Origin of the sequence: Phenylobacterium sp. (genome assembly GCF_030697925.1) — a bacterium.
GTDB lineage: Bacteria > Pseudomonadota > Alphaproteobacteria > Caulobacterales > Caulobacteraceae > Phenylobacterium.
In genome coordinates this window covers 1-13,139 of record NZ_JAUYOJ010000210.1, presented here as the reverse complement: position 1 = coordinate 13,139, position 13,139 = coordinate 1, and the positions used below count along the sequence as shown (strand labels likewise).

At 70.1% G+C, this 13,139-nt stretch carries 15 protein-coding genes; 7 read left to right on the top strand and 8 right to left on the bottom strand.

All coding sequences use genetic code 11. The annotated features are described in order from the left end of the window. The 4 genes from rpmH to Q8Q88_RS20430 form a co-directional block, all read right to left on the bottom strand. A partial coding sequence (rpmH, locus tag Q8Q88_RS20445; protein ID WP_305585793.1) for a 50S ribosomal protein L34 occupies positions 1-66 on the bottom strand: 66 nt, incomplete at its 3' end. Positions 67-328: 262 nt separating this feature from the next. Continuing rightward, a complete protein-coding gene (gene fabF, locus Q8Q88_RS20440; protein WP_305677031.1) occupies positions 329-1,597 on the bottom strand; it encodes a beta-ketoacyl-ACP synthase II in 1,269 nt (422 codons plus the stop codon). 4 nt (positions 1,598-1,601) lie between these two features. Then, positions 1,602-2,054, bottom strand: a complete 453-nt coding sequence (locus tag Q8Q88_RS20435; RefSeq protein WP_305677030.1) for a MarR family transcriptional regulator — start codon at positions 2,052-2,054, stop codon at positions 1,602-1,604. Between the two features lie 45 nt (positions 2,055-2,099). Beyond that, a complete protein-coding gene (locus tag Q8Q88_RS20430; protein WP_305677029.1) occupies positions 2,100-2,900 on the bottom strand; it encodes a LytTR family DNA-binding domain-containing protein in 801 nt (266 codons plus the stop codon). A 109-nt stretch (positions 2,901-3,009) separates the two neighbouring features. Between Q8Q88_RS20430 and Q8Q88_RS20425 the strand changes: the two genes are divergently transcribed. Next, a complete protein-coding gene (locus Q8Q88_RS20425; RefSeq protein WP_305677028.1) occupies positions 3,010-4,218 on the top strand; it encodes an acyltransferase family protein in 1,209 nt (402 codons plus the stop codon). Here Q8Q88_RS20425 and Q8Q88_RS20420 read toward each other — a convergent pair. Beyond that, positions 4,156-4,926, bottom strand: a complete 771-nt coding sequence (locus tag Q8Q88_RS20420) for a class I SAM-dependent methyltransferase (RefSeq protein WP_305677027.1) — start codon at positions 4,924-4,926, stop codon at positions 4,156-4,158. The two genes, Q8Q88_RS20425 and Q8Q88_RS20420, sit on opposite strands and share 63 nt — an antisense overlap. 120 nt (positions 4,927-5,046) lie before the next feature. On the opposite strand from Q8Q88_RS20420, the gene Q8Q88_RS20415 reads away from it, so the two are divergent. The 4 genes from Q8Q88_RS20415 (at position 5,047) to Q8Q88_RS20400 (ending at position 8,311) form a co-directional block, all read left to right on the top strand. Beyond that, a complete protein-coding gene (locus Q8Q88_RS20415) occupies positions 5,047-5,697 on the top strand; it encodes a LemA family protein (protein ID WP_305677026.1) in 651 nt (216 codons plus the stop codon). Next, on the top strand, positions 5,694-6,479 hold the full coding sequence (locus tag Q8Q88_RS20410; RefSeq protein ID WP_305677025.1) for a YgcG family protein: 786 nt from the start codon (positions 5,694-5,696) through the stop codon (positions 6,477-6,479). Before Q8Q88_RS20415 ends, Q8Q88_RS20410 begins: the two co-directional genes overlap by 4 nt. A gap of 1 nt (position 6,480) precedes the next feature. Then, positions 6,481-7,170 (top strand): TPM domain-containing protein, encoded by a 690-nt coding sequence (locus Q8Q88_RS20405; RefSeq protein WP_305677024.1) that lies wholly within the window; start codon positions 6,481-6,483, stop codon positions 7,168-7,170. A 448-nt stretch (positions 7,171-7,618) separates the two neighbouring features. Further along, a complete protein-coding gene (locus tag Q8Q88_RS20400; RefSeq protein WP_305677023.1) occupies positions 7,619-8,311 on the top strand; it encodes a hypothetical protein in 693 nt (230 codons plus the stop codon). Positions 8,312-8,320: 9 nt separating this feature from the next. Here Q8Q88_RS20400 and Q8Q88_RS20395 read toward each other — a convergent pair whose 3' ends face one another. Both Q8Q88_RS20395 and gloB read right to left on the bottom strand, forming a co-directional pair. After that, positions 8,321-9,703 carry a DUF6880 family protein gene (locus Q8Q88_RS20395; protein WP_305677022.1) on the bottom strand — a complete coding sequence of 461 codons (1,383 nt, stop codon included), beginning with the start codon at positions 9,701-9,703 and terminating at the stop codon, positions 8,321-8,323. A 7-nt stretch (positions 9,704-9,710) separates the two neighbouring features. Beyond that, positions 9,711-10,460, bottom strand: a complete 750-nt coding sequence (gloB, locus tag Q8Q88_RS20390; RefSeq protein WP_305677021.1) for a hydroxyacylglutathione hydrolase — start codon at positions 10,458-10,460, stop codon at positions 9,711-9,713. Positions 10,461-10,537: 77 nt separating this feature from the next. Here gloB and Q8Q88_RS20385 point away from each other — a divergent pair, with 77 nt between their 5' ends. Next, complete coding sequence (locus Q8Q88_RS20385) at positions 10,538-11,293, top strand: class I SAM-dependent methyltransferase (RefSeq protein ID WP_305677020.1); 756 nt, start codon at positions 10,538-10,540, stop codon at positions 11,291-11,293. Positions 11,294-11,360: 67 nt separating this feature from the next. Further along, positions 11,361-11,705, top strand: coding sequence for a P-II family nitrogen regulator (locus Q8Q88_RS20380; RefSeq protein WP_305677019.1), 345 nt, complete (start codon positions 11,361-11,363; stop codon positions 11,703-11,705). 316 nt (positions 11,706-12,021) lie between these two features. Here the strand turns inward: Q8Q88_RS20380 and Q8Q88_RS20375 are convergent, their stop codons facing one another. After that, complete coding sequence (locus Q8Q88_RS20375) at positions 12,022-13,050, bottom strand: IS110 family transposase (protein WP_305677018.1); 1,029 nt, start codon at positions 13,048-13,050, stop codon at positions 12,022-12,024. Positions 13,051-13,139: the final 89 nt, after the last annotated feature.

The following is a 13,139-nucleotide window of genomic DNA, read 5'->3' as shown; positions in this document are numbered from 1 at the left end:
CATCCGCGAACGGAAACCGTGACGGCGAGCGCGCACCAGTCGGGACGGTTGGAAAGTCCGCTTCACGTGAATAGCTCCGGGGTCGAAAACGAGCGGCGGTGCTTAAGGGCCAAAGGCAGGCCTGTCAACCACTTTGGACCGGCGCATGTCACTGGCAAGGGTCCAGTTGAACATCCTCTCCACCCGTCTTTCGGGGGGGAGAGGGTAGGGTGAGGGGGGCGTTTCCGCGTCGCTGAGTTTGGACAGAGGCCGCGATGCGCCGCTTCGCGCCGCGACCCCTCACCCTACCCTCTCCCCTCGAGCGGGGAGAGGAGCAGGTGTCTGGCGTCTAGCCCTCCCAGCGCTTGAAGAGCACGCTGGCGTTGACCCCGCCGAAGCCGAAGCCGTTGGAGAGCACGTAGTCCAGGTCGGCCTTGCGGGCGGTGAGCGCCACCAGGTCCAGGCCCTCGGCCGCCTCGTCCGGGGTTTCGAGGTTGAGGGTCGGCGGGATGATCCCGTCGCGCAGGGCCAGGATGGCGAACACCGCCTCCAGCCCGCCCGCCGCGCCCAGCAGGTGGCCGGTGGCCGACTTGGTGGAGCTGATCGCCGGGCCCTTGCCGGTCCCGAACACCGCCTTGACCGCTGCCAGCTCGCCCTTGTCGCCCACCGGGGTGGAGGTGGCGTGGGCGTTGAGGTGGCCGACGGCCGAGGGCTCGACCCCGGCCTGCTTCAGGGCCGTGCGCATGGCGCGGGCCGCGCCATCGCCGTCCTCGGGGCCGGCGGTCAGGTGGAAGGCGTCAGCGCTGGTGCCGTAGCCGACCAGCTCGACGATGGGCTTGGCGCCCCGCGCCAGGGCGTGCTGCAGCTCCTCGATCACCAGGATGCCGGCGCCCTCGCCCATGATGAAGCCGTCGCGGTCCGCGTCGAACGGGCGCGAGGCCTTCTCGGGCGTGTCGTTGAAGGCTGAGCCCAGGGCGCGGGCGGCGGCGAAGGAGCCCAGGCTGACCCGGTCGATGGTGGCCTCGGCCCCGCCGCAGATGGCGATGTCGGCCTCGCCGGCGCGGATCATCCGGGCGGCGTCGCCGATGGCCTGGACCCCGGCGGCGCAGGCGGTGACCGGCGCGCCCAGCGGCCCCTTGAACCCGTGGCGGATCGAGACCCAGCCCGAGGCGAGATTGGCCAGGAACGACGGCACGGTGAAGGGCGACAGCCGGCGCACGCCGCGCGCATCAGTGATCCGCACCGCCTCGGCGATGGCCGGGAAGCCGCCGATGCCGGTGGCGATCACCGTGGCGGTGGCCTCCTGCTCAGCGGCGGTGGCCGGGGCCCAGCCGGCCTGGGCGACGGCTTCGTCGGAGGCGGCCAGGGCGAACTGGATGAACCGGTCCATCTTCTTCTGGTCCTTGCCCGGGACCGCGGCGTCGAGGTCGAAGCCGCCCTCGGGGTCGGCGGCCTTGTCCTTGACCTGGCCGGCCACCTGGGCCGGGACGTCGGGGGCGAGGTCCTCTGGAATGCGCGACAGGCCCGAGCGTCCGGCGACTAGTCGGCTCCAGGCGATCTCGGTTCCGGTTCCCAGGGGCGAGACGACGCCCAGTCCGGTCACGACGATTCTACGCATCACTCTACCTTTCGAGTTTGGCCATGGCCTGGGCGGCCTGTTCCAGGTCGGCCAGGGCGGCATGGGTCTGGGCGGCGCTTCCATGGAGCGCGCGCGCGAGGTCGGCCTGGGCGTCCACCCAGAGGGGCACGCCGGCGGTGATCAGGTCGAGACCCGATTGGGTGATCGAGAAGCGCCGGCCCTTGCGCCCGCGCCCGCCCTCGCTCTCGATCAGGCCGCGCTGCTCCAGGAGCCGGAGATTGCGCAGCAGGGCGGAGGCCTCGACGTCGACATAGTCGGCCATGGCGGCGATGGACTGGTCCTGCCCCCGGGCGATGGCGCCCAGCAGGATGAACTGGGTGATCTGCAGGTTCAGGGGGCGCAGGCGCAGGTTGAAGGCCCGCGTCACGGCGCGTGCGGCGCGGCGGCTGCGATGGCCGAAACAGAGCCGGCCCATCTCGGTCGTGGACAGCATCATCCTGTATATACCGCTATTCTAATCCGGTATCTACCGGATAAAATATCAGCCGGCGCGTAGACGGGCCAGGGCCTCGGGAAAGCGGCGCGACAGCGGCGCCTCGACCGGCCCCAGGGCCACGCTGTAGTCGCCGGACTTCTCGGGCCGCAGCTCGGTGACGCGGGCGACATTGACCAGCCAGGAGCGGTGGGTGCGCACGAAGCCTCGAGGGCCGAGCTCGGCCTCGACCGCCGAGAGCGACGAGCGCATCAGCGGCTTGCGACCGTCGGCGAGCGCGAACTCCACATAGTTGCCGGCCGAAGAGACCGCCAGGATGTCGGCCAGGGCGACCCGGATCACCCGGGCTCCGTCGCGGATGTCGAAGGTGGCCGGGCCTTCGCCGGCGGACGAGGCCTGGCCGTAGAGACGGGTCATCCCCCAGAAGGCGGTCGTACCGACGACATAGCCGAAGGCGTCCTTGCGCAACTCGTAGATGAAGCGGCCGGGCAGATCGTATTGATAGGGGAGGTCGAGCAGCCCGAAGGCCAACATCCGCAGGTAATAGAAGCCGACCACGTGGAAGGCGGAGAAGCCCAGCAGCGCCAGGGCGTGGACCACGAGGACGCGCCAGCGCGGCCGGCTGTCGACCGGTGCGATCCGATAGGCCAGCCAGGCGATCCAGATCGACGCCACCGCAGTGACCGCGCTCGTCGCCTGCGACACCGCCGGATAGATCCACGGTATGTCGGGCCGGTCCTGGATGGCGGTGAAGGTGTTGATCGTGTTGAGCGTGAAGATCGCCACGGCGAACAGCGGCAGGGCGCGCCAGAAGATCCTGTCCGTCCCGGATTGATCGCCGTTCGTCACCGGGCCCCTCCGCTCGTCACCGGCCCGGCGCCGCACGCCCCGAGACGCTTTTCACGAGCAATCCTGCCCGCCGATGGTCGAACATCGATACTCCGCATAGGGTGATGCCGTGACCTCGTCCGCAACGTCAGAGCGCCGTCCCGACCTCGACTGGATCCGCGTCGGCGCGTTCTTCCTGCTGATTCTCTACCACGTGGGCATGTTCTACGTGCCCTGGGACTTCCACGTGAAGTCGCCGGATCCGGTGGAGTGGCTGCGCCCGGTGATGTGGCTGACCAATCCCTGGCGCCTGACCCTGCTGTTCCTGGTGTCTGGGGCGGCCACCCGGTTCATGGCCGACAAGCTGACCGCCGGCGGCCTGGCCAAGGCGCGGACCGCGCGCCTGCTGCCGCCGATCCTGCTGGCGGTGTTCGTGATCGTGCCGCCGCAGACCTACTACGAGATCGTCGAGGAGCTCGCCTATGCCGGCTCGTTCGCCGAGTTCTACGGCAAGTACGTCACGGCCAGCGGCCATTGGCGGCCGGGCGGCGAGCCGCTGATCACCCCGACCTATAATCACATGTGGTTCGTGGTCTATCTGTTCCTCTACAGCCTGATCCTGGCGGCGGCGCTCAAATGGGGCCGCGGCCTCGTGGCGACCCTGGACCGCGGCGTGGAGCGGGTCCTGGACGGCTGGGGCCTGCTGGTCTGGCCGGTCCTGGCCTTCGTGGTCCTACGGGCCACCCTGTTCCCGATGTTCGAGGTGACCCACGCCCTGATCGACGACTGGTACAATCACGCGGTCTCGTTCGGCGTCTTCCTGCTGGGCTTCCTGATCGCCAAGTCCGAGGTCCTCAAGGCCCGGTTCATCGCCCTGCGCTGGCCGGCCCTGCTGCTGGCGATCACGAGCTACGCCGCCTATGCGGCCCTGGGCTGGTTCCTGCCGGACGCCGACGAGATCACCACGGGCGAGATCGCCCGCCAGACCGCCTTCGCCCTGGACCAGTGGTTCGCCATCGCCGCGGTGCTGGGCTTTGGCGGCAAGCACCTCACGCGCGGCGGGCCTGTCCTGACCTACCTGACGCTCGGGGTGTTCCCGTTCTACATCGTGCACCAGACCTTCATCGTGGTGGCCGGTCACTATCTCGCCCAGCTGGGCATGAACCAGGCGCTGGAGGCGGTGATCCTGATCGCAGGCACCTTCGCCACCTGCTTCGCCACCTATGAGATCGTCCGGCGAGTGAACGTCCTGCGGCCCCTGTTCGGGCTGAAGCCCCTAGTCGCGGCGAAACACGTGGATCGCGCCGACGCCGCCCAGGTCAATCGCGGCACGGTCTAGGACCAGGCCCGCGGCCAGGGCGTAGGGCGCCGGATCGGCGGCGTAGTAGCTGATCCGCTCCCGGGCCCGGCGCTCGACCTCGCCGGTCGGCCCCACCACCACATGGTCGACGATCTGGTCGAACCGCCCGACGCTCGGCTTGGCGCTTCGGGCGTGGATGAAGATCGAGAGCTGGCGTCCGCTGGCGTCCAGCGGGGCCTGGAAGACCGGCCGGTCCGGCGGCGTAGCCGGCGCTTGGGCCATCCGCTCGGCCGAGGGCAGGTGGAAGGCGAACAGCCCGCCGGGCTTAAGGCGCCTGGCCACGCCGGCGAACACATTGCGCCACGCCGCCCCGGCCGGCAGGTGGGCCAGGCCGAAATAGGGGCAGATCACCGCGTCATAGGTCCCGGCCACACTGAGCGCGGCCATGTCGCCCTGCAGGAAGGTCAACCGCGCGGCCACCATTGGATCGGCCGCCGCCAGCTTGGCTCGGGCCTGGACCAGCATGGTGGGCGCCAGGTCGATCCCGGTGACGGTGAGACCGCTCTCCGCCAGGGCGAAGGCCACCCGGCCGGTGCCGACGCCGAGCTCTAGCACCGAGCCTTCCGGAGGGACGAGGGAACGATAAATATCAATGTCGCCGGCCAGACTCGGGTCCATGGCCGTGGTCAGGTCGTAGAAGGTCGCCGTGAGGCCCTTCTCGGAATAGTAGGATCGGACTTCCGCCATTCGCCCCCCAGCGCCAGCATGACGAGACCTTAACCTCGGAGTCATTGCGCGGGAACGAAGCGGAGGCCAATTATTCACGGGCCAGGCGAACCTGGCTGACATGTTCTGGGGAGCTCGTCCTTGTCCAAACTCAGCAATCGCTGCGCACGCCTGGCCCTGCTGGTGCTGGCGCCCGTCCTGATCGCAGGTTGCGGGATCAACACGATCCCCACCAAGGATGAACGCGCCAAGGCCCAGTGGGCCGAGGTCCAGAACCAGTACCAGCGCCGCAGCGACCTGATCCCCAACCTGGTCGAGACGGTGAAGGGCTACGCCGCGCAGGAGAAGTCGGTCCTGGTCGAGGTCACGCAGGCCCGCGCCTCGGCCACCCAGGTCAAGGTCGACGCCTCGACCATCACCGATCCGGCCGCCTTCCAGGCCTATGCCGAGGCCCAGGACAGGCTGTCGGGGGTGCTGGGGCGCCTGATGATGATCCAGGAGGCCTATCCGGATCTGAAGTCGAACCAGAATTTCATGGCCCTGCAGTCCCAACTCGAGGGCACCGAGAACCGCATCGCGATTTCGCGGCGCGACTACAACGAGGCCGTCCGCGACTACAACACCGAGATCCGCACCTTCCCCGGCGCGCTTTGGGCCGGAACCGTGCACCGCTGGGCCAAGCCCATGGAGACCTTCAAGGCCAGCCCCGCGGCCCAGACCGCGCCCAGCGTCAACTTCGGGACCGACGCCGCCCCGGCCGCCCCGGCGCCGGCGCGCGCTCCGGCCCAATGACGCTGCTGAAGGGACCGCGGGCCCTCTTCGCGGTCCTGGGCGCGCTCGCACTCTTGGCGCTGTCGACGGGCGCGATCGCCGCGGCGCCCAAGTTCCCGCCGCTGACCGGCCGGGTGGTGGACGGCGCAAACCTCTTGTCGCCCAGCGCCGAGCAGGAGCTGACCGCCGAACTCGCCGACCTGGAGGCCAAGACCGGCCGCCAGCTGGTGGTGGCCACCGTGCCCGACCTGCAGGGCTACGAGATCGAGGACTACGGCTACCAGCTGCTGCGCACCTGGGGGATCGGCGACAAGGAACGCGACGACGGGACCATCCTGATCGTCGCGCCCACCGCCCGGAAGGTCCGCATCGAGGTCGGCTACGGCCTGGAGCCGGTGCTGACCGACGCGCTCTCCAGCCTGATCATCCAGCAGCGCATCCTGCCGGCCTTCAAGAGCGGCAAGATGGAGGACGGGGTGGTCGATGGAACCCGCGCCATCATCCAGCAGCTGTCCCTCCCCGACGACGAGGCCAAGGCCGTCGCGGCGGCGCCCGTCAAGCAAGAGGCGAGCGGGGGATCTTCCGGCCCGCCGCTGATCTTCATCCTGCTCATCCTGTTCTGGGTGCTGGGCGGGGTGTTCGGCCTGTTCGGACGCCGCCGGCGTCGCGGCGGCGGGCTCTGGTGGCTGCTGCCCCTGATCCTGTCCAGCAGCAGTCGGGGCGGCGGCGGTTGGAGCGGCGGCGGGGGGTTCTCCGGCGGCGGCGGTTCGGGCGGCGGCGGCGGCGCCTCGGGGAGTTGGTGAGATGCTGAACGAGACCGACCGCGCCCGCATCCAGGCGGCCATCCGCCAGGGCGAGACCCGCACCTCGGGCGAGATCTACTGTGTGGTGGCGCAGGAAAGCTCCGACTATCTGGAGGTTCCCCTGGCTTGGGCCGCGGTCGCCGCCCTGGTGGCGCCGGCCCTGCTGCTGGCGGCGGGAATCCAGGTCGCGGCGCCGGAGCTTGGTCAGGGGTGGACGGCCGCCCAGATGTCCGACATCGCGACGACCGCCGCGCGCTCGGCGCTCACCGGCGCCATCCTGCTGCAGGGCGTGCTGTTCGTGGTGGTCGCGATCCTGGCGGCCCTGCCGCCTGTGCGCCGCCTGCTGACGCCCCGGGCGCTGAAACGCCACCGCGTGCGCCGCCGGGCCAGCGAGCAGTTCCTCGCCAAGAGCCTGCAGTCCACCCGCGAGCGGACGGGGGTGCTGATCTATGTCTCCATCGACGAGCACATGGCCGAGCTGATCGCCGACGAGGGTATCGCCGCCAAGGTGGACGGACAGGTCTGGGAAGCGGCGATGGCCCGGCTGAGCGAGGGCTTCAAGGCCGGACGGCCCGCCGAGGGCTTCGAGGCGGCCATCGGCCTATGCGTCGACATCCTGGCGCAGCACGTCCCGGCCCGGGTGGGGGATAATCCGAACGAGCTGCCGGACAACGTGGTTTTGCTGCCATGATCGACGCGAAGGTCGGCATGAGCACTATCACGGCTATCGCCTTGCTCGCCTGTCAGGGATGCGACGCCGATCGCATGTCGACCGACAATCCCGTCTGGACATTGGTCCGCGGCTCATCGCCGGAGGCCTATGTGGCGACGTTCGACGACGTCGCGAGCGAAAATCATACCCATTGTGAGTCGCTGCGAGACAGGCTCCAGCGCACCGCCAAGCCGGGCGAGACCTACCGATGCATCATCGGTAGGATGGGTGCTAGGGGGGCCGTAGTTCGCCCCTGGAAGCCGTTGCTTAGACGCCGCCGCACCGGAGTTCGGCGCGCCGCGCGCTTCTTCACGAAAGACGTGTTCCATGAAACCCGCTGGCGATTGCGGCGCTCACTACTCGTGGAACGTCACTTGGAGACGTCCCGGCGAGAGCCGGGACCTCGAACCAGATGCAGGATCGGACAATGCGCAAGCGGCCGCGGCGCTGGATCGTCGGCGTCGGATGCGCGGGAGCCGCTCTACTGAGCGCGGCGGCGGTTCAGGCCCAGACCGTGCAACCGCGGACCTCCGATGAGGCCGGCCAGGCCAATCTGCAGGGAGCCCTTCTGGCGCCCCTGCGCGACCTGAACATCATGAAGGACGAGGCGCCCAAGTCCCTAACCGGCGCGCAGGAGGCGCCCTATCTCGATCCGCAGAAGGCGAGCTGCGCCGAGCTGGCGGCGATGATCGCGCCCCTGGAGGCCGCGCTCGGCCCTGATCGCGGGGACGGCGCCGCGGCCCCGAAGACGGGCGGTCGCTCGATGGTGCTGGGCGCCCTGGCCGACGTCACCCGTGACGTCATCCCGTTCCGCGGGATCGTGCGCCGCCTGACCGGCGCATCGCGCCAGGACCAGAAGGTGCGCGAAGCGCGCGAAGCCGGGCAGCTTCGCCGGGCCTATCTGAAGGGCTTCGCCTCGGCCAATGGCTGCTACGGGCCGCCGCAGCAGGTGGCGGAACGAAGCGATCCGCCGCCCCCGCCCGTCCAAGTGGCGCAGGCCGCGCCGGTCGCCGTGGCGATGCTCCCTATGCCGGCGACGCCTCTCGAGCCGCCGAGGCCGGCGGTAAGGTTCAACCTGCCCGAAAGCTGGCGGGCCCAGATGGCCGGCGACCCCTCCTGATCAGCGGGATCAGACCATCCGGCGCACGCGTTCGCGGAACCGCGCTGGGGGATCGACCTCGCCCCATTCGGCGATCTGACCCTCCAGGCTCTCATTGGCCGCGGCCTGATGCTTCACCAGGTCGCGCCACTCCGCCGGGCGGCTGCGCACCGCCGCCTCGATGATCGCGCGCCTGACCAGGGTGGCGGCCAGGGGATGGCGGGCCTCGAGCGCCTGGGCGGCGCGTTCCAGGGCCTCGACCCGGCCGCCGTCGAGCTGCGCCGACCGCGCCAGCACGAGTTGCGCCGCCAAGTTCACGGCGGGCCAGACGGTCAGGAAGTCCAGCGCCTGGGTGGCGTCGGGAAAATCGACGGCCAGGGCGAGGGCGCGGTCCTCGGCGACCACGTCGTCGAAGTCGGACAGGCGTTTCAGATAGGCCCGCAGATGCGACGGCGAGAGGGCGGTCTCGAAGGCGGCCCAGCGCAGGGCCTGGGCGTCGTCCTTGCGGCCGGTCGCGTCCAGGCCTGCCTCATAGGCCGCCATCCATTCGGGGCCGCCGGGCAGGCGGAGCAGGGGCGGCAGGCCTTTGCCGTAGGGCGGCTCGAGACGCAGGTTGGGCGGCGCGCCGGCCTCGAGGACCCGAAGGGCCTCCTCCGGACGGCCGGCTGTGAGCAGCCGGCTCCCGATCTGGGCCGCGCCCCAGGGCGTGGCCGTCTCGCGGTCTGAGAGGGTCGCCGCATAACCCGCCACGTCGCCGGCCGCGTCGGCCAGCATCTGGCTGGCCAGGCGCAGGTGGGTCCGCGCGCCCGGTCCTCGCGGGTCAAGCTCGGCCACCGCCTGGCGCAGCCACGCGACCGCCCCAGGATCGAGCCCCTGGATCACCCCGGCGAGCACGGCTACGGCCAGGCGCGGCTCGAGGTCGCGCAGGGCCTTGAGCGCGAACTGGGCCAGGGCCATCGGCGGGACGCCGGCGCCGGGCGTGAGGTCGCCGAGGTCCCGGGCGGCCACGGCGAACACCTCGGCGACCTCGCCGCGGGCGTCGTTGACCCGGCCCAGGACGTCCTCGGCGATCCCGAGGAAACGGCCCAGCAGGTCGAAGGCGAGCGCCGGCGACTCCTTGGCCAACTGGCCGGCGATCAGGCGGCGCTGCAGGTCGAGATCGAGGACCAGGGCCTTGTACTTGCGCCAGGGCACCCGGCCGCGGCGGCTGGCCATGGTCGCCAGGGCCTTGTCGATCTCGCCGGCCAGGACGTCGGGGCCGGCGGCCGCGGCCAGCTCAAGGCGCAGGCGGCGCTTCACGACCGGCTGCTCCTCGGCCAGCTCCAGGGCGAGGTCGGCCAGCCGCTCGGCGCCCAGGGCCACCAGGTTCGCCCGCGTCAGGGTCCGGCGCGAACCGCGCGGCTTGGCGGCCATCAGGCGGTCACCCCTTGAAGCTGTCCTTGGCGGCGCGGACGGCGGCGAAAGCCTCGTGCTCGGGCACGCCCGGGCGCAGCAGGGGCGCGCGCAGGAAGGGGTTGGTGGCCTTTTCCAGGCCGATGGTGGTGGGCACGGTCCACTCGCCGCGCTCACGGGCGGCGAAGATCTCCGCGGCCCGGGCCTTCAGCGCCGGATCGTCGTCCACCGAGAGCGCGAAGCGGGCGTTGGAGGCGGTGTATTCGTGGGCGCAGTAGACCTTGGTGTCGTCGGGCAGGTCGGCGAGGCGCTGCAGGCTGGCCCACATCTGCTGCGGCGTGCCTTCGAACAGCCGCCCGCAGCCCAGTGCGAACAGGGTGTCGCCGACGAAGGCCACGTGGTCGGCCGCGTCGAAATAGGCGATGTGGCCCAGGGTGTGGCCGCCGGAATCCAGCACCTGGAAGGTCGTCTCGCCCAGCTTGACCAGGTCGCCGTGGGCCACCTCGCGGTCGGGCGCCTTGCCGATCCGCTCGACCTCCCTGGGGCCGACGACGGTCGCGCCGGTGGCGGACACGATGTCGGCGTTGCCGCCCGCATGGTCGGGATGCCAGTGGGTGTTGAGGATCAGGTCGAGTTTCCAGCCGAGCTTTTCCAACTCGCGCAGGATGGCGGCGGCGTCGGGGGTGTCGATGCAGGCGGCCAGGCCCGAGGCGTCGTCGCGCACCAGGAAGCCGTAATTGTCCGAGAGGCAGGGGAATTGATGCACGGTGATCGTCATGACGGCCTCTCGAAAGACTTCGTGTACGGGTCCCTGGCATTTAGGGTCGGACGACCCGCAAGTCGAGCATAGGCCCCATGCGCCGCGACGTCCTGGAACTGCGCGAATTCTACGCCACGCCGCTGGGCCGCGCGGCGCGCGAGATGGTGGGCCGCAAGGTGATGGAGACCTGGGACGACGCCCAGGGCCTGGACCTGCTGGGCCTTGGCTACGCAATTCCGTTCCTGGGCGGCGCCCGGGCAGCCGCGCGCCGGGTGGTGGCGGCCATGCCCGCCCAGCAGGGTGTGGAGATCTGGCCGGCGGACGGGGCGAACCTGGCCTGCCTGACCGACGAGGACAGCCTGCCGTTCCCCAACGCCTTCTTCGACCGCATCCTGGCGGTCCACGCCCTGGAGGAGAGCCCCGATCCGCTCGGCCTGATGCGCGAGGTCTGGCGCGTGCTGGCGCCGTCGGGCCGGGTGATCGTGGTCACCGCCGCGCGCAACGGCCTATGGGCCAACGCCGAGCACACCCCCTTCGGCCACGGCCGCCCCTATACCCGCAGCCAGCTCGCCGACCTGCTGCGCGAGGCCGAGTTGGAGCCCACCGGTTGGACCCGGGCGCTCTATGTGCCGCCGGTCCCCTGGATGGCTGGCTGGGCCGAGGCCTTCGAGCAGGCGGGCTCGCGGCTGTGGCCGCGGTTCGCCGGCCTAGTGCTCACCGAGGCGGTCAAGCAGACCTTCGCGGTCAAGGCCAAACCTGCCAGGGCGCGGGCCCGGGTGGCGCGCCCCGGCCTGACGCCCCTGCCGGCCAACCGGGCGCCTGCTTCTCGGGCGCCTGCGCGGGAGGTGTAGCTCAGCCCTTGGAGCCTGCCGCGCGGCGCCCTAGCTTCGAAGGACAGTCGCTTTGCGGAGCAGCGCCATGAAAATGATCGTCGCGGTTATCAAGCCCAGCCGCCTTGACGCGGTCCTCGAAGCCGTCACGGAGGCTGGAGCCTCGGGACTGACCGTCACCGAGGTCCGCGGCTATGGGCGCCAGCGGGGCAAGACCGAGGTCTATCGCGGCGCAGAGTACGAGGTGAAGCTCCTGCCCAAGGTGAAGCTGGAGATCGCCGTGCCCACCGACATCCTTGAGACGGTGATGGAGGCGGTGGCCCGGACGGCCAACACCGGCAAGATCGGCGACGGCAAGATCTTCGTCCTCGACCTGGAACAAGCCCTGCGCATCCGCACCGGCGACCGCGACGCCGCGGCCATCGCGGGGTAGGGGTGGCCTCAGGGCCGCTCCCGACCCCGTGGCTGACCTTAGGAGGGTCTTGTGTGGATGGCTCCCGCGTTGCAAGGCTCGATTTGAAGTTTTGGCGGCTGGGTCGGGTGCAGTCTTGTGTCCGGCCTGTTGATGCAGTCGTTTCGAGGACTGCTGGCCCTGATGGTATCCGCAAGCTGGGTCCCACTCTGCTCTGCAGGCGTTGACGCCTTGGACTTTCCGCGGGGTGTCCCAGCTCCCGGTCTGACCGGTTCGCCATCATTTCACATCGCGCTCGCAACCTCCGGAAGCTGGTCGTTGACGATCAGCTAGACTGCTATGCGGCAGCGCCTTGAGGCGCGCGGTAGACCCCGCCGCGGGCCATGATCGACCAGGCGATGCGGGCGGTGCGGTTGGCCGCGGCGACCGTCACCACCCGCGCGGGTTTGCGCGCCAGCATCGTCGCAATGCGCGGGTCGACCGAGTCCGGCTTGGCCCGCGCGCGGCGCACAAGCGAGGTCATGCCGACGACGAGCAGGCGTCTCAGATATCGATCGCCCATTCGCGAGATCCGCCCCATCCGCTCCTTGCCGCCGCTGGAGTTCTGCAGCGGCGTCAGGCCAAGCGAGGCCGCAAACTGCCGGCCCGAGCGGAAGCGGCTGGCGTCGGTGACTGAGGCGGCGAGCGCCGTGGCCGAGATGAGGCCGACGCCAGGGATGGTGCTGAGGCGCTGAGACAGCTCGTTGCTGCGATGCCAGGCCAGCAACTCCTTCTCCAGCGCCGTGAGGCGGACCTGCAGATCGCCGATCTGGCCCGCCAAGCCGGTGATGACCCGCGCCGCCAGCTCGGGCACGTCCGGTGCAGAGCCTTCAGCAACCCGTGCAGCAAGGTCGAGCGCATGGTGCAGGCCGCGGGCCATCTCGATCCCAAACTCGGCCAGGAGACCGCGGATCATGTTGACCAGCTGCGTACGTTGCTTGACCAGCAGGTCACGGGTTCGGTGCAGCGCCAGCGCCGCCTGCTGCTGCTCGGATTTGATCGCCACGAACCGCATCGTCGGCCGCGTCACCGCCTCACAGATCGCCTCGGCGTCATTGGCGTCGGTCTTGCCGCGCTTCACATAGGGCTTCACGTAGGCCGGCGGCATCAGTCGCACCTCGTGACCGAGCTTCCTCAGCTCTCGCGCCCAATGGTGCGACGTTCCGCAGGCCTCGATCCCCACCAGGCAGGGTGGCGCAGCCCTGAAGAACGGCAGAACCTGGGCTCGTCGAAGAGCCTTGCGGACGATGACCTTCCCGTCAGCGTCAAACGCGTGAACCTGGAAAACGCTCTTGGCCAGGTCCAGGCCGATCGTTGTAATCTCCATCTGGGTGGCTCCCTTCGCTCGTGGTGGTTTCGACAACTTCCACAAGCCTGGCGCTCAGATGCCGTGAGCGGGAGCCATCCACCCCATCT